Annotated in this window: 17 protein-coding genes and 3 tRNA genes; 4 read left to right on the forward strand and 16 right to left on the reverse strand. The window is 59.6% G+C overall.

Features of this window, described 5'->3' with window-relative positions:
* Positions 1–153 precede the first annotated feature (153 nt).
* The 10 genes from V5F23_RS18285 to V5F23_RS18330 form a co-directional block, all read right to left on the reverse strand.
* A complete protein-coding gene (locus V5F23_RS18285; protein WP_042727835.1) occupies positions 154–1,011 on the reverse strand; it encodes a DUF2242 domain-containing protein in 858 nt (285 codons plus the stop codon).
* Positions 1,012–1,234: 223 nt separating this feature from the next.
* Positions 1,235–3,106 (reverse strand): SurA N-terminal domain-containing protein, encoded by a 1,872-nt coding sequence (locus V5F23_RS18290; RefSeq protein WP_123579786.1) that lies wholly within the window; start codon positions 3,104–3,106, stop codon positions 1,235–1,237.
* Between the two features lie 224 nt (positions 3,107–3,330).
* Positions 3,331–3,603 (reverse strand): HU family DNA-binding protein, encoded by a 273-nt coding sequence (locus tag V5F23_RS18295; RefSeq protein WP_002552737.1) that lies wholly within the window; start codon positions 3,601–3,603, stop codon positions 3,331–3,333.
* Between the two features lie 148 nt (positions 3,604–3,751).
* Entirely contained in the window at positions 3,752–6,148 is a 2,397-nt protein-coding gene (gene lon, locus V5F23_RS18300) for an endopeptidase La (protein ID WP_042727837.1), read from the reverse strand.
* 220 nt (positions 6,149–6,368) lie between these two features.
* Positions 6,369–7,652, reverse strand: coding sequence for an ATP-dependent Clp protease ATP-binding subunit ClpX (gene clpX / locus V5F23_RS18305; protein ID WP_042727838.1), 1,284 nt, complete (start codon positions 7,650–7,652; stop codon positions 6,369–6,371).
* A gap of 107 nt (positions 7,653–7,759) precedes the next feature.
* Complete coding sequence (gene clpP, locus V5F23_RS18310; protein ID WP_003183177.1) at positions 7,760–8,401, reverse strand: ATP-dependent Clp endopeptidase proteolytic subunit ClpP; 642 nt, start codon at positions 8,399–8,401, stop codon at positions 7,760–7,762.
* 92 nt (positions 8,402–8,493) lie between these two features.
* Positions 8,494–9,804, reverse strand: a complete 1,311-nt coding sequence (gene tig, locus V5F23_RS18315; RefSeq protein WP_338495974.1) for a trigger factor — start codon at positions 9,802–9,804, stop codon at positions 8,494–8,496.
* Positions 9,805–10,226: 422 nt separating this feature from the next.
* Positions 10,227–10,311 (reverse strand) — tRNA-Leu (locus tag V5F23_RS18320).
* A 58-nt stretch (positions 10,312–10,369) separates the two neighbouring features.
* Positions 10,370–10,445, reverse strand: a tRNA-His gene (locus V5F23_RS18325).
* 41 nt (positions 10,446–10,486) lie between these two features.
* Positions 10,487–10,563: transfer RNA gene (locus V5F23_RS18330), tRNA-Arg, on the reverse strand.
* Positions 10,564–10,844: 281 nt separating this feature from the next.
* Between V5F23_RS18330 and folD the strand changes: the two genes are divergently transcribed.
* Both folD and pbpG read left to right on the forward strand, forming a co-directional pair.
* Complete coding sequence (gene folD, locus V5F23_RS18335) at positions 10,845–11,699, forward strand: bifunctional methylenetetrahydrofolate dehydrogenase/methenyltetrahydrofolate cyclohydrolase FolD (RefSeq protein WP_338495975.1); 855 nt, start codon at positions 10,845–10,847, stop codon at positions 11,697–11,699.
* Between the two features lie 309 nt (positions 11,700–12,008).
* Positions 12,009–12,947 (forward strand): D-alanyl-D-alanine endopeptidase, encoded by a 939-nt coding sequence (pbpG, locus tag V5F23_RS18340; protein ID WP_123579785.1) that lies wholly within the window; start codon positions 12,009–12,011, stop codon positions 12,945–12,947.
* Between the two features lie 82 nt (positions 12,948–13,029).
* Here the strand turns inward: pbpG and V5F23_RS18345 are convergent, their stop codons facing one another.
* The 4 genes from V5F23_RS18345 to V5F23_RS18360 all read right to left on the reverse strand — a co-directional run bounded on the left by V5F23_RS18345 (position 13,030) and on the right by V5F23_RS18360 (position 15,522).
* Positions 13,030–13,230: a DUF6021 family protein gene (locus tag V5F23_RS18345; protein ID WP_042727842.1), complete on the reverse strand. Its 201-nt coding sequence runs from the start codon at positions 13,228–13,230 to the stop codon at positions 13,030–13,032.
* Positions 13,231–13,329: 99 nt separating this feature from the next.
* Positions 13,330–14,007 carry a PA2778 family cysteine peptidase gene (locus tag V5F23_RS18350; protein ID WP_338495976.1) on the reverse strand — a complete coding sequence of 226 codons (678 nt, stop codon included), beginning with the start codon at positions 14,005–14,007 and terminating at the stop codon, positions 13,330–13,332.
* Between the two features lie 479 nt (positions 14,008–14,486).
* Positions 14,487–15,245, reverse strand: coding sequence for a TerC family protein (locus tag V5F23_RS18355; protein ID WP_338495977.1), 759 nt, complete (start codon positions 15,243–15,245; stop codon positions 14,487–14,489).
* Positions 15,246–15,270: 25 nt separating this feature from the next.
* Positions 15,271–15,522 carry a hypothetical protein gene (locus V5F23_RS18360; protein WP_042727845.1) on the reverse strand — a complete coding sequence of 84 codons (252 nt, stop codon included), beginning with the start codon at positions 15,520–15,522 and terminating at the stop codon, positions 15,271–15,273.
* Between the two features lie 137 nt (positions 15,523–15,659).
* Between V5F23_RS18360 and nhaR the strand changes: the two genes are divergently transcribed.
* Positions 15,660–16,556, forward strand: coding sequence for a transcriptional activator NhaR (nhaR, locus tag V5F23_RS18365; RefSeq protein WP_042727846.1), 897 nt, complete (start codon positions 15,660–15,662; stop codon positions 16,554–16,556).
* On the opposite strand, the gene V5F23_RS18370 is transcribed toward nhaR, so the two are convergent.
* A complete protein-coding gene (locus V5F23_RS18370; protein ID WP_338495979.1) occupies positions 16,553–17,713 on the reverse strand; it encodes an MFS transporter in 1,161 nt (386 codons plus the stop codon). The genes nhaR and V5F23_RS18370 overlap by 4 nt on opposite strands.
* Before the next feature lie 277 nt (positions 17,714–17,990).
* Here V5F23_RS18370 and sstT point away from each other — a divergent pair, with 277 nt between their 5' ends.
* Positions 17,991–19,220 (forward strand): serine/threonine transporter SstT, encoded by a 1,230-nt coding sequence (gene sstT / locus V5F23_RS18375; RefSeq protein WP_042727848.1) that lies wholly within the window; start codon positions 17,991–17,993, stop codon positions 19,218–19,220.
* A gap of 89 nt (positions 19,221–19,309) precedes the next feature.
* On the opposite strand, the gene V5F23_RS18380 is transcribed toward sstT, so the two are convergent.
* Entirely contained in the window at positions 19,310–19,819 is a 510-nt protein-coding gene (locus tag V5F23_RS18380) for a DUF1993 domain-containing protein (RefSeq protein WP_042727849.1), read from the reverse strand.
* Positions 19,820–19,848 lie beyond the last annotated feature (29 nt).

Consider the following 19,848-nt stretch of genomic DNA (forward strand, 5'->3'; position numbering starts at 1 on the left):
GAAACCAATGCCTGATGGCCTTGGAGTCAGAATAAAGCTGCTTTATGAATAAAACATGAAGCCTAGGCTTCATGTTTTAAACGTAGCACAGCGCCGGGAAATTAGCGCAAGCAGGTGTAACAGCACGTGCCAGGCTGACCACCCACCTCAATATCAAGGAAGCGGCTGGATGGCCTCGGTTGGCGGTGGCAGGTCGCTGGCCGGTGGCGGCGTGATGACCTCCATCGTCGACTCCGGTGCTACCGAGGGTGCATATTCGGCGGGCGCAATCGGCGCCGGTTCGCTTGGCGGGGCCACCGGTTCGGACGCGGCCGGAACGGTGTCCGCCGGCGCGGCGTTATCCGTCGGCGTGGTCGGTGCGGGCGCGGGCGCCGGTTGCGGCTCGGCGGCCGGCGCAGGGGCCAGCGCAGCCGGTTCCGCCTTGGGTTCCGGCATCCCCAGTTCAGCTTTCGGCTTGTCGGCATTCTCGACGTTCTTCTTCGCCTCGGGCGGCAAGAACACCTCCACCAAGGCAAAGAAGCGCTCATAGAACTTGGCCGCCGAGACGGTTTCGCTGGCGACCTTGACCATCGCATCATCGGACGAACCGATCGGCATCGACACCGAACCCAACACGCCGACGCCCAGGCTCGCAGAGTTGTTGGTCTTCTTCAGGGCATAGCGGTCCTGCAAGGCGTTGGCGAACATGGTCGCCCGATGCCCCGGCCCACCGTCTTCGGCACAGACCAGGTTGAAACTGATCTCCAGGTGGGTTTCACCGGTCTGCTGGAAGCTCTTGTGGCCACTGACCAGTTTCGGATCGCTGCTGGTGATGATGTAGCCCTGGCTGAGCAACGCCCGACGCCCGGCCTCACAGGTCGCCGTGTCGCTGACGGGATAGGTGCGCGAGAACGTACCGGAATCATCGAAGCTCTCGTGCTCGTAAATCGCGGTTTTCTTGGACGAGCAACCGGCTGCGGCGACCAGCGCCAGTGCAAGCCCGAGTGTGCGCATTTGAAATGATGTGAACATTGAACATCCTGAGGAAAACGATCCGGGGCGTATTGTGCAACAGAACGCGACCTGACAGCGTGAGTAATCTTGTTTCAAGGGGGTTACAAGTCTACTGAGGGTTGTTTGCAGGAAAAAGACGCCAATCCAGTGGATCGACGAACGCCCCTTCGAAAGCAACAAGCGGATACAAAAAGACCCCGGCGTTTCGGCCGGGGTCTTTTTGTAGGCAACCGTCAAGGCATCAGAAACGCTTGATGTCCGCCTGGCTTTCCAACTGCTTGCGATAGGCCGCAAAGTCCTGCTGGCCGGCACGCGATGCAAGGTAGCGACGGTACTCGGCTTTCTCTGCATCGGTCGGAGCCGCTGCTTCGTTGACGCCGTTCAGGCGTACAACCGCCAGGCTACCGTCGGGCAACGTCACGCTGGTGAACGTCGGCTTGTCCTTCGATTCCGGCTTGGGCATGCGGAACAGCGCCTGCAATACCGCAGGGTCGATGCCCTCCTGGTTGCGATTCGCCGCTTCGGTGACTTTCCAGGCCTGGCCGTCGACAGGCTTGTCCAGGGCAGCCTTGCCATCGCGCAGGTTGGCGATCAGCTCATCCGCCTTGGTCTTGGCAGCCGCGCTGGCGTGTTCCTTGGCCAGTTGGGCACGAATCGGGCCGGCCACGCTTTCGAGCGGCAACTGCTCAGGCTTGCGGTGCTCCTTGGCACGCAGGACCACGACCGTCTCGGGATCCAGCTCGATGGCGGTACTGTTGGCACCCTCCTCCAGCACTTCGGGGCTGAACGCGGCAGTGACGACGGCACGGTTGGCCGCAATCCCTTCCCCGCCTTCACGGCCGAACGGGGCCGAGGTGTGGACCGTCAGCTTCAGGTCCTGGGCTGGTTGAGCCAGATCGGAGGCTTCGAACGAGGCATCTTCCAGTTGCTTGGTCGCCTCGACGAAACGCTGCTCGACCTGCTGGGTCTTCAGCTCGCGGGTCAGCTTGTCCTTGAGGCTGGCAAAGGTCGGCACTTCAGGCGCTTCGACCCCCAACAGCTTGATCAGGTGAAAACCGAAGTCGGTGCGCACCGGTGCCGAAACCTGATCCTTGGTCAAGGCATACAGCGCCTTCTCGAACTCGGGATCGTAGACACCCGGACCTGCATAACCGAGGTCACCGCCGTTGTTCGCCGAACCCGGGTCCTGGGAAAACTCCTTCGCCAGGGCTTCAAACGACTCGCCCTTGGCCAGGCGTGCCTGGACCTCTTCGATCTTCGCCTTGGCCTGGGCTTCGCTGACCTTGTCGTTCACTTCGATCAGGATGTGAGCGGCACGACGCTGTTCGGACAGGTTGGCGATTTCCTTCTGGTACGCCGCCTGCAGGTCTTCATCCTTGACGCTGACCTGGTCGAAGAACGCGGCCTTTTTCAGTTCGAGGTAATCAATGACCACCTGGTCAGGCGTCATGAATTCCTTGGCGTGCTTGTCGTAGTAAGCCTTGACCTCGTCGTCGGTCAACTTCACGGCTGACGGGTCGGCCTTGATGCTCAAGGTGGCAAAATCACGGGTCTGCTTTTCCAGGCGGGCGAAGGCCAGTACCTGAGCGTCGGTGACGAAGCCGCTACCTGCCAGGCCTGCGCGCAACTGACCGATCAGCATTTCCTGGGCCAGCATCTGGCGGAACTGCATCCGGTTGTAACCCAGTTGGCGGATCACCTGGTCGAAACGTTCGGCGCTGAACTTGCCATCGACCTGGAACTCAGGCGTTTGCAGGATCACTTGATCCAGCGCGGCTTCGGAGAAGGCGAATTTCGCATCGTGTGCGCCTTGCAGCAGCAGCTTGCGATCGATCAGGCCCTTGAGCGCCGAATCACGCAGCATCTTTTCGTCCAGCAGGGAGGCGTCGAAATCCTTGCCCAGCTGTTGCATGAGCTGGCGGCGCTGCATGTCGACAGCCTGACTCAGCTCGTTCTGGCTGATGTTCTCGCCGTTGACCTTGGCCGCTTCATTGCGGTTGGAAGAGGCTTGGAAAATGGCATCGAAACCGGTCAACGCCATCAACGCGACGATGACCCCGATGATGGTTTTGGCAATCCAGCCTTGTGAATTGTCCCTGATATTCTGCAGCATGCGTCCCCCAGAAACGGTTGAACTTCAAATTTAGGCAACCGTGGAGCGTGGGTAGAATCCGGATAGAAGAAAGGCGCATCCGAGGATGCGCCTTCTCGTAACTGGCGGAGCGGACCAGACTCGAACCTGCAAGCCCTGGCGTGCCAGGCCGGTCGTAACCGGCCGTATTACCGCTCCGCTGCCAAGCCAGGCATGACCCCGACCCGGATAAACTCAACGAAACCTTAGTTAACGGCTTCTTTCAGCGCTTTACCGGCTTTGAAGCCTGGCTTCTTGGCAGCGGCGATTTCCAGTGTCTTGCCGGTCTGCGGGTTGCGACCGATACGAGCTGGACGGTCAGTCACGGAGAAAGTACCGAAACCTACCAGAACAACGGAGTCGCCAGCCTTCAGAGCGCCAGTGACGGATTCGATTACAGCGTCCAGCGCACGGCCAGCAGCAGCTTTCGGGATATCAGCGGATGCAGCGATAGCATCAATCAGTTCCGACTTGTTCACTCTAAGTCCCCTTATATCTATTTGAGATGATTCTAAGTTTTTTTGGTGAAAGCAAAAACGAGTGCTGAATGGCCTGCAGACACTTAAGAGCCGCTTTATAACAAGGGCTCTAAAAAACTGTCAAGGAAGCCCCCCAGGCAAATGCGTATTAATGCGTGCTAATTCTTTCCTTAGAGTCAGACTCGCGCTTTTCGTCCTTCGCGACTATCTCCGGAGCCACATCCGGCAAGGGCTCCGGCGCGTATTGCAGCGCAATTTGCAGGACCTCGTCAATCCATTTAACCGGTTTGATCTGAAGATCTTGCTTAATGTTGTCAGGAATTTCCTTCAGATCACGGACATTCTCTTCCGGAATGATCACAATCTTGATCCCGCCACGGTGTGCCGCCAGCAGTTTTTCTTTCAAGCCACCGATCGCCAGTACCTGGCCACGCAACGTGATTTCACCCGTCATGGCCACGTCGGCGCGCACCGGAATCCCGGTCAAGGCCGACACCAGCGCCGTGCACATGCCCACGCCGGCGCTCGGGCCGTCCTTAGGGGTCGCCCCTTCAGGCATGTGGATATGGGTGTCGCGCTTCTCGTGGAAATCCAGGGGAATGCCCAGGCTGCGGGCACGGCTGCGCACCACCGTCAGCGCCGCGGTGATCGACTCGACCATCACGTCGCCCAAGGAACCGGTCTTGATCAGCTGACCCTTGCCCGGTACCACGGCTGCCTCGATGGTCAGCAATTCGCCACCGACCTGAGTCCAGGCCAGGCCGGTCACCTGGCCGATCTGGTCCTGCTGCTCGGCCAGGCCGTACTTGAATTTGCGCACACCCAGGAAGTGCTCCAGCAGGTCGGAAGTGACCTTGACCGCGAAGCGTTTTTCCAGCGCATGCTCCTTGACCGCCTTGCGGCAGACCTTGGCAATCTGGCGCTCCAGGCCCCGCACACCGGCTTCGCGGGTGTAGTAGCGAATGATGTCGCGGATCGCCTCTTCGTCGAACTCCAGCTCGCCTTTCTTCAGGCCGTTGGCCTGGATCTGCTTGGGCGAAAGGTACTTCACGGCGATGTTGATCTTCTCGTCCTCGGTGTAGCCCGGCAGACGAATCACCTCCATCCGGTCCAGCAAGGCTGGCGGGATATTCATGGAGTTGGAGGTGCAGAGGAACATCACGTCCGACAGGTCGTAGTCGACCTCCAGGTAGTGATCGTTGAAGTTATGGTTCTGCTCCGGATCGAGTACTTCGAGCAACGCAGAGGCCGGATCGCCGCGCATGTCGCTGCCCATCTTGTCGATTTCATCCAAAAGGAACAGCGGGTTGCGTACACCCACCTTCGTCATCTTTTGAATCAATCTTCCTGGCATCGAACCGATGTAAGTACGGCGATGACCGCGGATTTCCGCTTCATCGCGCACGCCGCCGAGGGCCATGCGGACGAATTTACGGTTGGTGGCGTGGGCAATCGATTCCGCCAGGGACGTCTTACCCACCCCGGGAGGACCGACCAGGCACAGCACCGGGCCACGAATCTTTTTCACGCGTTTTTGCACGGCGAGGTATTCGAGGATACGTTCCTTGACCTCTTCGAGGCCGTAATGGTCGGCATCGAGGATGTCCTCGGCACGCGCCAGGTCCAGCCGCACCTTGCTCTGGGCCTTCCACGGCACCTGGACCAGCCAGTCGATGTAGGAACGCACCACGGTGGCTTCGGCAGACATCGGCGACATCTGCTTGAGCTTGTTCAGCTCGGCCTGGGCCTTGGCCAGGGCATCTTTTGGCAGCCCCGCGGCATCGATGCGCTTTTTCAGCTCTTCGATTTCGTTGTGGCCTTCGTCGCCATCGCCCAGCTCCTTCTGAATGGCCTTCATCTGCTCATTCAGGTAGTACTCGCGCTGGCTGCGCTCCATTTGCTTCTTGACGCGCCCGCGGATGCGTTTCTCGACCTGCAACAGGTCGATTTCGCCGTCGAGCAATGCCAGCACGTGTTCGACACGGGCCGACAGGTCGATGATTTCGAGGATTTCCTGCTTCTGCTCGATCTTGAGGGCCATGTGGGCCGCCATCGTGTCGACCAGGCGTCCAGGTTCGTCGATGCTGTTCAGCGAAGACAGGACCTCGGCAGGCACCTTCTTGCCCAATTGCACATACTGTTCGAACTGGGACAGCAGGCTGCGGACAAACACCTCCGATTCACGCTCCGGCGCATCGACCTCTTCGATCAGCGACACTTCGGCACGGCAGTGACCGTCCACTTCGCTGAAGCGCTCGACCGTACCGCGCTGCTCGCCCTCGACCAGGACCTTGACAGTGCCATCAGGCAGCTTGAGCAGTTGCAGAACCGTGGCGATCGTACCTACGCGATAGAGTGCGTCTTCGCCGGGATCATCGTCGGCAGGGTTTCTCTGAGCCAGCAGGAGAATCTGCTTGTCGCCCGTCATCGCAGCCTCGAGGGCTTCGATAGACTTCTCGCGCCCCACGAACAGCGGGATAACCATGTGCGGATACACCACGACATCGCGCAATGGCAGGAGAGGCAATTCGATGGTTGTCTTCATGATTTCGCCTCTACGGCGGCCCTAGGGCCGGAAACAGATGGAAGTAAGCTTGAAACCAAGATGGGGGCACCCTTGAAAAAAAACAAGCGCTAAGGCTGATGCCTGACGGTTAAAAGAAATAAAAGTCATGCACAACCCTATGTGGCGAGGGGATAAATCGCCTCGCCACATAAAAGCAAAGGGGCCCGAAGGCCCCTTCTTTGTTCCGGCAGCGGGACGCTTAGGCGTCCGGCGCGGCCTTGGCAGCCGGCTCACTGTTTTCGTAGATATACAGTGGCTTGGACTTGCCTTCTATGACGCTTTCATCGATCACGACTTTACTCACCTCAGACTGCGAGGGGATTTCATACATCGTGTCGAGCAAGACGCCCTCGAGGATCGAACGCAACCCACGGGCACCAGTCTTGCGTTCCAGGGCACGTCGGGCGACCGATTTCAGCGCGTCGGAACGGAACTCCAGGTCTACACCTTCCATTTCGAACAGCTTGGCGTACTGCTTGGTCAGGGCATTCTTCGGCTCGGTCAGAATCTGCATCAACGCCGCTTCATCCAACTCGTCCAGCGTCGCCAGGACCGGCAGACGACCGACGAATTCCGGGATCAGGCCGAACTTGACCAAATCGTCAGGCTCGACTTCACGCAGGGATTCACCGACTTTCTTGCCCTCTTCCTTGCTGCGCACTTCGGCGTTGAAACCGATGCCGCCGCGGGTGGAACGGTTCTGGATGACCTTTTCCAGGCCGGAGAACGCACCGCCGCAGATGAACAGGATGTTACGGGTGTCGACCTGCAGGAATTCCTGCTGCGGATGCTTGCGACCACCTTGGGGCGGTACGGAAGCGACCGTGCCTTCGATCAACTTGAGCAAGGCCTGTTGCACGCCCTCGCCGGAAACATCCCGGGTGATGGACGGGTTGTCGGACTTGCGGGAAATCTTGTCGATTTCATCGATGTAGACGATGCCCATCTGGGCCTTTTCCACATCGTAGTCACACTTTTGCAGCAACTTCTGAATGATGTTCTCGACATCCTCGCCAACATAACCCGCTTCGGTCAGCGTGGTTGCGTCAGCAATGGTGAACGGAACGTTCAGCAAGCGGGCCAGGGTTTCGGCAAGCAGGGTCTTACCCGAGCCTGTCGGGCCGATCAGCAGGATGTTGCTCTTGCCGAGTTCGACCTCGTCATTCTTCTTGTCACGCTGGTTCAGGCGCTTGTAGTGGTTGTACACCGCTACGGCCAGTACCTTTTTGGCACGTTCCTGACCAATCACATACTGATCAAGGATGCCGCTGATTTCTTTAGGCGAAGGCAATTTATGCGCGCTGCTTTCGGCCTGGGCTTCCTGCACCTCCTCGCGGATGATGTCATTGCACAGGTCGACGCACTCGTCGCAAATGAAGACCGAGGGGCCGGCAATCAATTTGCGTACTTCATGCTGGCTTTTGCCACAGAAGGAGCAATAAAGCAGTTTGCCGTTGTCCTCGCCGTTGCGGGTGTCAGTCATTCGATCGATCCAAATCCGATAGGCTTGCAACACAAGATGAAGGCAATTGCGGGCTTTTTCAAGCCCGCAGGCGGCCGGTCATCCCAACCACCTGCATTTTGAGCGGCTTAGGCAGGCATTTGACGCTTGTTGATCACCGAGTCGATCAGGCCGTATTCGGCGGCACGCTCGGCGCTCATGAAGTTGTCACGCTCGGTGTCACGCTCAATGGTTTCGAGGCTTTGGCCGGTGTGATGGGCCAGCAGCGAATTCAGGCGCGAACGGATGTGGAGGATTTCCTTGGCATGGATGTCGATGTCCGACGCCTGGCCCTGGAAACCGCCCAATGGCTGGTGAATCATCATGCGCGAGTTCGGCAGGCAGTGACGCTTGCCCGCTGCGCCACCGGCGAGCAGGAACGCGCCCATGCTGCAGGCCTGGCCGATGCAGATGGTGGAAACGTCCGGCTTGATGAACTGCATGGTGTCGTAGATCGACATACCCGCCGTCACCGACCCGCCAGGCGAGTTGATGTAGAGATGGATATCCTTGTCCGGGTTTTCCGCTTCAAGGAACAGCAGTTGCGCCGCGACCAGGTTGGCCATGTAGTCTTCAACGGGGCCGATCAGGAAAATGACGCGTTCCTTGAGCAGGCGCGAGTAGATGTCATAGGCACGTTCGCCACGGGCGGACTGCTCGATAACCATCGGGACCAGGCCGCCTGCGGCTTGGATGTCAGAGCTCTGCTGATAAAAAGAATTGCGGGACATGTCTCGCAGTCACTCCCAAATAGTTATGTCTTGAATACGCATAAGCCAGCACGAAGGCTGGCTTATGGTGTGTATTTCCTACCGCAAAACAATCAATCGGCTTGTGGAGCTTCCACCGGCTTGACCGCTTCTTCGTAAGAGACCGCTTTATCGGTCACGCTAGCTTTCCGCAGAACAGTATCCACAACTTGTTCTTCCAGCACAACCGAACGGACTTCGTTCAGTTGCTGCTCGTTCTTGTAGTACCAGGACACGACTTGCTCAGGCTCCTGATAAGCCGAGGCCATTTCCTGGATCAGCTCGCGAACGCGGGTTTCGTCAGGCTTGAGTTCGAACTGCTTGACCACTTCGGCAACGATCAGGCCCAGCACGACGCGGCGCTTGGCCTGCTCTTCGAACAGCTCGGCCGGCAGTTGGTCCGGCTTGATGTTGCCGCCGAACTGCTGGACGGCCTGCACGCGCAGACGGTTCACTTCGTTGTCCAGCAGAGCCTTTGGCACTTCGATCGGGTTGGAGGCCAGCAGACCGTCCATGACCTGGTTCTTGACCTTGGACTTGATGGCCTGGCGCAGCTCACGCTCCATGTTCTTGCGAACTTCGGCGCGGAAACCGTCAAGGCCGGTTTCCTTGATACCGAACTGGGCGAAGAACTCTTCATTCAGCTCAGGCAGCTTCGGCTCGGAAACGCTGTTGACGGTCACGGTGAACTCGGCGGCCTTGCCGGCCAGGTCCAGGTTCTGGTAGTCCTCTGGGAAGGTCACGTTCAGCACGCGCTCTTCACCCGCCTTCGCACCGACCAGGCCATCTTCGAAGCCTGGGATCATGCGACCGGAGCCCAGCACCAGCTGGGTGGCTTTGGCGGAGCCGCCGGCGAAGACTTCACCGTCGACCTTGCCAACGAAATCGATGTTCAGCTGGTCTTCGTTCTGGGCAGCACGATCGGCCACTTCGAAACGGGTGTTCTGCTTGCGCAGGATGTCCAGCATCTTGTCCAGGTCGGCATCCGACACATCGGCGCTCAGACGCTCGACGGCAATGGAGTCGAAACCGGCAACGGTGAACTCCGGGAACACTTCGAACGTTGCAACGAACTCCAGGTCCTTGCCCTTTTCCAGCACTTTAGGCTCGACGGACGGCGCGCCGGCCGGATTCAGCTTCTGCTCGACCACCGCTTCGTAGAAAGAAGACTGGATCACGTCGCCCACGGCTTCCTGGCGTGCATCAGCTTCGTAACGCTGACGGATCACGCTCATCGGCACTTTGCCTGGGCGGAAACCTGGGATTTTGGCCTTTTGGGCAGTCTGCTGCAGACGCTTGTTGACCTGAGTCTCGATGCGCTCAGCCGGCACGGTGATGCTCATGCGGCGCTCAAGAGCAGAAGTATTTTCAACAGAAACTTGCATGGATATTCCTCGTTGCACAGACGTTGGCCGGGCGTTTCCGACCCCAGAATCAAGGGCATGCATTCTAGTAGGTCAAACTCAAGAAGTCACCCTACTGAAAACGGGTAGGAAACAGGCGCCGAATTTAGGAGCGGGGCAAACGGTGATGCCTCGCACGAATTACAAATACAGCTGATCAGCCAAAGGCTCTGCACCAACGCTTCCTTTATATAGAAGCGCAGGCTCGACACACGCGACACCCGGCCCCACGAGGAGACCAACGGGCATCCTGCGCATCATCACGAAACACAATCGTGACCAACCTCCCCCTGCACACCACCCGAAAACGGCGCCAGCGGACAGGCACAGAAGCCCCGAAAACAAAAACGGCGCAGCCCTTTTCAGGTACTGCGCCGTTTTCTGCTATTAAATAGCGACTTGTATGGTGCGGACGGAGAGACTCGAACTCTCACACCTTGCGGCGCTGGAACCTAAATCCAGTGTGTCTACCAATTCCACCACATCCGCGTATCAAGCTTTTAAAGCAAAGGCGCCAGATGATTACATCTGGCGCCTTTCTAGAATATGGGGTGGACGATGGGGATCGAACCCACGACAACGGGAGTCACAATCCCGTGCTCTACCAACTGAGCTACGCCCACCATATTGCCTTGTTGCGTTACTTGTGCCAAAGCTGCCTAAATGGCGCACCCGGCAGGACTCGAACCTGCGACCATCCGCTTAGAAGGCGGATGCTCTATCCAGCTGAGCTACGGGCGCCTTTTTAATCTGTATTCTTGGACGATTACAAACTAAGTGCTTTCAGCTTTACCGAGTTGAAACAACCAACTCTGCGCCGCCTTCTTAACCAGTGCTAGGCTGTGCCCGACAAGTGCGACGAATGTTATAGACGGCCTGATAGGTCGTCAACTCTTTTTTAAAAAAAATTCATTTAATTAAAGGGGTTAGGGGAATTTGCAGACCAAGCGCCTTTGCCCTCACGTCCCGGCATGCGAGAATGCGTTCTCTTTTTTTCCCCTCTCGATGGTTAACCACGCGCAATGACTGCACAACTTATCGACGGCAAATCGATCGCCGCCAGCCTGCGCCAGCAGATCGCCCAACGAGTCACCGAGCGCCGCCAGCAAGGCCTGCGCACGCCCGGCCTTGCGGTGATCCTGGTCGGCAGCGATCCTGCCTCTCAGGTTTATGTCTCGCACAAGCGTAAAGACTGTGAAGAGGTCGGCTTCCTTTCCCAGGCCTACGACCTGCCTTCCGAAACCACTCAGCAAGCGTTGGCCGATCTGATCGACCGCTTGAACGAAGACCCGAACATCGACGGCGTGCTGCTCCAGTTGCCACTGCCTGAGCACCTCGACGCCTCCCGGCTGCTGGAACGCATCCGTCCGGACAAGGACGTCGACGGCTTCCATCCTTATAACGTCGGCCGCCTGGCCCAACGCATCCCACTGCTGCGCCCCTGCACCCCCAAGGGCATCATGACGTTGCTGGAAAGCACCGGCGTGGATCTCTACGGCCTCGACGCCGTGGTGGTGGGCGCCTCCAACATCGTTGGCCGGCCGATGGCCATGGAACTGCTGCTGGCCGGCTGCACCGTCACCGTGACCCATCGCTTCACCAAGGACCTGCCCGGCCACGTCGGCCGTGCCGACCTGGTAGTGGTCGCCGCCGGCAAGCCTGGCCTGGTGAAGGGTGAGTGGATCAAGGAAGGGGCCATCGTCATCGACGTGGGCATCAACCGCCAGGAAGACGGCAAACTGGTAGGCGACGTGGTCTACGAGACCGCCCTGCCCCGCGCCGGCTGGATCACGCCAGTGCCCGGCGGTGTTGGCCCGATGACCCGCGCCTGCCTGCTGGAAAACACGTTGTACGCAGCAGAAACGCTGCACAGCTGATACACGTTAAAAAAACCTGTGGGAGCGAGCTTGCTCGCGATAGCGGTGTGTCAGTCAACTGGATGTTGGCTGGTCCATCGCTATCGCGAGCAAGCTCGCTCCCACAGATGTTTCTGGCGACGGATTTTGCCGCCAAATTACATATTTTTCAGATTCGTTTCGCCAAAATCCCCCTCCATGAAACTTTATTTATTCACAAGCCTCGGCGATACAGGCATGTAGCGCTGCTGTCGCCCATACTCCTAAAATGCGACGGTTTTTTTAAAGCCGTTACTCAACGGCACCTTCAACTCCATCGAGTCTACTCGCGTGAAAATCCGTCTTTCGATCCTCAGCCTGCTCTTCGCTTTCACAGGCACCTTTATCACGCACACTGCCAGCGCACAGGAAACGATCGCGGCCCCACGGGACACCACCAAGCTGCAAGTTGCCTCGGGCAGCGCGCTGCTGCTGGACCTGCAGACGGACAAGGTGGTCTATTCGAATAACCCGGACGTGGTGGTCCCCATCGCATCGGTGACCAAGTTGATGACCGGCTTGATCGTGCTGGACGCCAAACAGAACCTCGACGAATACATTTCCATCACCATCGCCAACACCCCGGAAATGAAAGGGGTGTTTTCCCGGGTCAAGCTCAACAGCGAACTGTCGCGCCGGGACGTCCTGCTGATCGCCCTGATGTCATCGGAAAACCGCGCCGCCGCCAGCCTCGCCCACCATTACCCGGGCGGCTACGCCGCGTTCATCGCCGCCATGAACGCCAAGGCGAAGGCCCTAGGCATGACCAGCACCCACTACGTGGAACCCACGGGCCTGTCGATCCACAACGTTTCCACCGCGCGCGACCTGACCAAGTTGCTGATCGCCGCGCGCAAGTACCCGCTGTTGAGTGAACTGAGCACCACCAAGGAAAAGACCGTTACCTTCCGCAAGCCCGTCTATAGCCTCGGTTTTCGCAACACCGACCATTTGGTCCACAAGGCCAACTGGGATATTCAACTGACCAAGACAGGCTTCACCAACGAAGCCGGCCATTGCCTGGTGCTGGTCACGAAAATGGGTAATCGGCCAATGGCGCTGGTGATCCTCGATGCGTTTGGCAAGTACACGCACTTCGCCGACGCCAGTCGGATTCGCAGTTGGGTGGAAACCGGCAAAAGTGCGAGCGTGCCGGCGGTGGCGCTTCAATACAAGGCCGCCAAGAACCTAAAGAGCCGCCAGACCGGCGTGGTAGAAGCGTCCAAGTAATCTGTCCACGCCAGCCTGGACCCGTGGCGAGGGAGGCTTCAAACAGCCCGGCGCAAGCCAACCCTTGCCACGACCTGCCGGTTCAGGGTTTCAGATCGCCCAATGGGTCGTAGGCCCTGGATTGCGCCTTATCCTGCTTATCCTCGTCCAGCGGCGCCTTGGCCGGGCCGACCGGATCGACCTGAGGATCATCGAGGTCTGGCGAATCCGGGTCGAAACCCAGGTCATCACCGGACGAATGATCTGACGAATGTGGGCCCGTAGGTGTTTTCGACTGTGCCATCGCTGCCTCCTCAAATCATGGCCGGGAACGTCCCGACCCTGACGGTAAGAGCCTCAGGCGTGCCGGGTCGTGCCCGGCAAGTGACGAACGGGGCCGCCATCAATGTGCGGCATTCAGCGTCTGGGTGGCCCGTGCAGCGGCTTGTTCCTGCCCTGCCCCGGCCAACTCCTGCGCGGCCTTCAACCAGCGCTGGGCGTCGACATTGGCCGGAAGCTGGGTCGGCCGCTGCACCAGCACCGCCCAGGCGCCTGCGTTCTGGTAGTCCGATTCGAAAGCGCCGAAGCTCATCGTTTCACGGCGATTCATGCCGGATCGCAACAGGACCGTCTGCTTCTGACGGTTGTAGCCGGCCAGGATCCCATACCGTAGCTCAGGCCAGAACGGTGTACCCGCGTTATAGCGCACCAGGACCGGGTAGCCGGCGGCGACCTGTTCCAGCAACGCAGGCAACTGGGCACGCAGTGGATACACCACGAATCCGTACTGGCGCACCAGGGTTTGCATGTTCTGCTGCAAATCAGCCTCGCCGCCCGGCAGGTGCAAGGGTTTTTCCAGCAACCCAGGCGTGATCACCGTGCCTTGGAACGTCAACAGCGCCGCCAGGGATTGCGGCGCGCCCTGATACATCTCGCCTCGGTAAAACGGCACGCTGTTGAGCTCCACCCGCTCAGGCAGGCTCCGGATCCTTGGCGACACATCGCTCGCGCAACCCGCCAGGGTAGCCAGGCATACCGTCGCCAGGACCAGTGATCGAAAAGAGGGAATGAGCGGCAACATGAAGACTCTCTTGTTCAGGCACCCGACGTTAGAGCCGGGCTGGGGCTGTCGATCATAAAGCGCCCATGGGCCAGGGTATAGCCTTAAACAGCAGTCCCTATGGCTGGATAGAACGAACCGGTCCGTTCTGGCCGCCACCCATCGACTGCCTGAAACACTGCATGGACTAGACTGTCCATTGAACTGAGTGCGTTGTCCCGGAACGGGATAAAAGGAGGCACAGATGAGCCTGACGACGACAATTCTGATGCTGATATTTGGCTGGCTGAGTGTGGCGACCGCCATGTTGTGGGGTGTGCTTCGCATCGCTCGACGCCACCATCACGCGCCGTCCGTCCAACCGAAAAAAACCGCAGGACCCGCCCGGCGCCACGCTGCGGCACACTGACGTTTCTTTCCCATACATCGCGATCACGCCCACGCAGAGGTGGAAACGAGCCGCCCGGACCTGAGTCCGGGCGGTTTGCATGCGCCTGGAATCAGGCGTTGTCGGTCAAGGTCTTATGCGCCCTCTGCTTGGCGCGGCGGGACATCATGTTCAACACTTCGATGGCGGCCGAGAAAGCCATGGCGGCGTAGATGTAGCCTTTAGGCACATGGGCACCAAAACCTTCGGCGATCAGCGTCATGCCGATCATGATCAGGAAGCCCAGGGCCAACATGACCACCGTCGGGTTGTCATTGATGAACTTGGCGAGCGGTTCAGCCGCCAGCAGCATCACCAGCACCGAAACCACGACGGCGATGATCATGATCGGCAGATGCTCGGTCATGCCCACGGCAGTGATGATGCTGTCGATGGAGAACACCAGGTCCAGCATCAGGATCTGACCGATCGCGGCAGCAAAACCCAGGGTCACACCGGACGACGCGGTCTTGGGATCATGGGGCGCCGGGTCCATGCTGTGATGGATTTCGGTGGTGGCTTTCCACAACAGGAACAGGCCACCGGCGATCAGGATCATGTCTTTCCAGGAGAACGCCTGGCCCAGGATCTCAATGACAGGTTCGGTCAATTGCACAATGAAGGCGATGGTGCTCAACAGGCCCAGGCGCAGGATCAGCGCCATGCCGATACCGATTCGCCGTGCCTTGGTACGGTGCTGCACAGGCAGCTTGTTGGTCAGGATCGAAATGAAGATCAGGTTATCGATGCCGAGCACGATCTCCATCACGACCAATGTTGCCAAGGCGATCCACGCGGTGGGGCTGGCGGAAAGCTGTAAAAGATAATCCATGAGTCAGTCCTGGCTGATGTGCGGGTTAAAGGGTCTTGGTCGAGGTTTCGGGTTCTTCGGCGTCGTCCGCCGGCTTTTTGCCAGGGTTGATCAACCCTCCGCTGGCTTCGCTGAGGGCCTGTTCGGCGGCCTTGTGGGTATCGTCGATGGCCTGCTTGGCCGTTTCTGCGGCCTGCCCCATCAGTTGCTGGGCGCTTTTTTCGGCTTGCTCGCAACCTGCCAGCGCCATGGAAGCTGTAACGAGCATCGCGGCAAGACCCAAGGATTTATAGCTCATGAATGAATGCCTCTTTAGAAATACCAAGCGCACGAAAGGTGGCCCTCCAATGGCAGGGCATTCTAGAGACGACAACACTTCAGGAAAATTCGTATTTTTAGCGGTTATACTTCGTTTTTTACGAACTGTGTGACCCCATGCTCAATTACCGACAATTGCATTACTTCTGGGTCGTGGCAAAAACCGGCAGCATCGTGCGCGCCTGTGAACAGTTGAACCTGACACCGCAAACCATCAGCGGCCAGATCGCCCTGTTCGAACAGACCTATAACCTCAAGTTGTTTCGTCGTGTCGGGCGGCAGTTGGAACTGACCGAAGCCGGCCGCCAGACGCTCCCCTATGCCGAACACATGTTCCAGATTGGCGGGGAATTGGAGTTGATGCTGCGGGCCCAGCCCAACGAACAGCAGACGCTGTTTCGGGTGGGCGTGGCGGACGTGGTGCCCAAGTCCATCGTCTATCGCCTGCTGGCACCGACCATGGAGCTTGCCGAAGCGCTGCGTATCACCTGCCGCGAGGACAAGCTCGAACGCTTGCTGGCGGACCTGGCGATCCAGCGCTTGGACCTGGTGATTTCCGACAGCCCGATGCCAACCCACCTGGACATCAAGGGCTACAGCCAGAAGCTGGGCGAGTGCGGCATCAGTTTCTTCGCCACCGCCGCGCTGACCGAACGCTACGGGCAGGATTTCCCCCACGGCCTGCATGACGCCCCGCTGCTGATTCCCGGGCCGGAAACCGTGGTGCGCAGCCGCCTGCAACGTTGGTTCGCCGAACAACAGATCCAGCCGCGCATCGTCGGCGAGTTCGACGACAGCGCCCTGATGCAGGCCTTCGGTCAATCAGGCAGCGGGATTTTCATCGGCCCGAGCGTGATCGCCGAAGAGGTCAAGCGCCAGTACGGCGTCGAGGTGATCGGCCAGACCGATGCGGTCAGCGAATCCTTCTACGCCATTTCGGTGGAGCGCAAAGTCAGCCACCCGGGCATCGTCGCGATCGCCGAAGGCGCGCGGCGCGAACTGTTCAGCGCCTAGCCGTTGGAGCACACGGCGCGGGGCTTGAAGGTCATCATCAGCATGGCCAGCAGAATCGAGACCAGGATGAACCCGGCCGCGGCAAAACCCACCTTGCCCAGGCCGAGGGTATCGATGACCCGGCCACCGACCATTGCCCCCAGGCCAATCCCCAAGTTGGCCCCGGCGATGTTCAACGATGCTGCAAAGGCCGGGGCTTGCGGCGCGGCCTTCATCAACCGGACATGGCTGACCAAGAACAGCGCCGCCTGGGTCACGCCCCAGATGCCCATCGCCGCCGCCAGGCCGAGGGTCGAGTGGATGCTCGGCACCAGCGCCACCATGCCGCCGATCATGAACAGGCAGAACACCATCGAGGCGATCAACGGGTGCCGGTCTACCGCCCGTCCGCCCAGGGAGTTGCCCACCAGGCCCACCGCACCGAAGCCCATCAGGCACCAGCCCACCAGCGTGCCATCGAAGCCGGCGAGGCGTTCGAGGATGTCCGCCAGGTAGGTGTAGGCGGTGAACATGCCGCTGAAGACCAGGATCGACAGCAGCACATGCCCTTGCATCAATGGGCTGCGCAGGATCTTGAATTGCGAGCGAAAGCTCACCTGATGCTGGTGCAGGTTGGTTTTCGGCAGATAGATGAACAGCAGCAAGGCCTTGGCAAAGGCAATCACCGACAGGATCGCGAAGGCGCTGCGCCAGCCGAATGCATCAGAAATCAGCGTACCCACCGGAATGCCGAACACCGTGGCGCAGACGATGCCGAAACCGATCCGGGCGATGGCACGCCCGGCGTGCTCCGGCCCGACGATGTCCACCGCCGTTTCACTGGCCAGCGCCCAGAACACTGGCAGACCCAGGGCCGGCAGCAACCGGGCAACGGCCATCACCCAGATGTTGGGGGCAAACGTCGCCAACAGGTTGGCCAGGCCGAACATTATCAGCACGCTGATAAACAGCTTGCGCCGCTCGAAACGAGCGAACCAGGCGGTCAGGAACGGCCCGAACGCCGCCACGGTGAACGCAAACAACGTCACCAGCAGCCCGGCCTGGGGGATGCTCACCTCCAGATCACGGGCAATGGATGGCAACAGGCCAACGATGACGAACTCCGTGGTCAGCACGGTGAACCCGGCGGCCGACAACAGGAAAATCGGTAACAACATGCAAACTCCAGCAAAACGACGACACCAGCGGTAGCCCAAGGGCTCGCTGGCGGAGATAGAAAGTGAGAGGGGCACAGCCTAACAGAATGCGCCCGAGAGAAAAACGCAGTTGAACCGCGCAGTGACGGATCGTCACAGGTCCGTCAGACTTTTCGGCGGGCTGTGATAAAGTCCGCGGCCTGCAAACGCCGTCGTTCCCCCGGTCCGCTCATGTGGCCTGCCCGCTTGTTGCCCTGACGCGTCGACCGTCGCACACAATAAAATCAGAGATGCCGCTATGACTGCTTCGTCCCCGTCCGTTTTCCAACGCCTCACGCGCACCAGCCTGGTGACGCAAATCATCATCGGCCTGATCGCCGGTATCGTCCTGGCATGGCTGGCGCCCGAGCTGGCGAAATCCACCGCCTTCATTGGCAAGGTCTTCGTCTCCGCGCTCAAGGCCGTGGCGCCGATCCTGGTGTTCGTGCTGGTCATGGCGTCGATCGCCAACCACAAGCACGGCCAGGAAACCCATATACGGCCGATCCTGTTCCTCTATTTGCTGGGCACGTTCGCCGCGGCCGTGGTCGCCGTGGTGGCCAGCACGCTGTTTCCGTCCAGCCTGGTGCTGTCGAGCCAGGACGTTGCCGTCACCGCCCCCGGCGGCATCGCCGAAGTATTGCAGAGCCTGGCGCTCAGCGTGGTAGACAACCCGGTCCGGGCACTGATGGACGGTAACTTCATCGGCATCCTCGCCTGGGCCATCGGCATGGGCATCGCCATTCGTCATGCCGGCGAAACCACGCGCACCGTGCTCGACGACCTGTCCAACGGCGTAACAGTGATCGTGCGCCTGGTGATTCGCTTCGCCCCGCTGGGGATTTTCGGACTGGTGGCTTCGACCCTGGCCACGTCCGGCTTCGGCGCCCTGCTCGGCTACCTGCACCTGCTGACCGTGCTGATCGGCTGCATGCTGTTCGTGGCCCTGGTGGTGAACCCGCTCATCGTCTTCTGGAAGCTGCGTCGCAATCCGTTCCCGCTGGTGTTCACCTGCCTGCGCGAGAGCGGCATCACGGCGTTCTTCACCCGCAGTTCGGCGGCGAACATCCCGGTGAACCTGGAGTTGAGCAAGCGCCTGGGCCTGCACGAGGACACCTATTCGGTGTCGATCCCGCTGGGTGCGACCATCAACATGGCCGGTGCTGCCATCACCATCACCGTACTGACCCTCGCCGCCGTACACACCCTGGGCATTGCGGTGGATGTGCCGACCGCCGTGCTGTTGAGCGTCGTCGCGGCCATTTGCGCCTGCGGTGCTTCCGGCGTGGCGGGCGGTTCGCTGCTGCTGATTCCCCTGGCGTGCAGCCTGTTCGGCATTCCCAGCGAAATCGCCATGCAAGTGGTTGCGGTGGGGTTCATCATCGGCGTGCTGCAGGATTCGGCCGAGACGGCGTTGAATTCGTCCACCGATGTGCTGTTCACCGCAGCGGCTTGCCTGGGTGAGGAAGAGAAGCTCGCGCGCGCTTAGGTAGGGATGGAGCCTCCCCGACGTAACAAGCCAGCACAAAAAAGCCCGGAACGGCTCACACCGTTCCGGGCTTTTTCATGGCCGCGAGTTTAGAACGCGCCCATGTAGTCGCGCTTGCCCACTTCCACACCGTTATGGCGCAGCAAGGCGTAGGCGGTGGTGACGTGGAAGAAGAACTGCGGCAGGCCGTAGGTCAGCAAGTAGTTCTGGCCGCTGAAGCGCTTTTCCTTCGGGGTGCCTGGGCGAGTGACAATCTCGATGCCTTCCTTGCCATCGATCTGCGCAGGGCTGATGCCGTCGACAAAGGCCAGGACCTTGGCGATCAGGGCTTGCAGCTCGGCGAAGGTGGTTTCGCTGTCGTCATACTTCGGCACTTCGATCTCGGCCAGGCGCGCGGAAACGCCCTTGGCGAAGTCCACTGCGATCTGAACCTGGCGCACCAGGGGAAACATGTCCGGGTACAGGCGCGCCTGCAGGAAGGCTTGAGGGTCGATGTTCTTTGCGGTGGCGTGGGCTTCAGCCTTGTTCAGGACGTCGCTCAAGGCGTTGAGCATCTGCTTGAAAACCGGGATGGAAGCGGCGTACAGGGAAATGGTCATGGCGATCTCTTGCAGGTGGCTGGAATGGA

Source organism: Pseudomonas sp. WP18 (genome assembly GCF_036689585.1).
Classification (GTDB): domain Bacteria; phylum Pseudomonadota; class Gammaproteobacteria; order Pseudomonadales; family Pseudomonadaceae; genus Aquipseudomonas; species Aquipseudomonas chlororaphis_E.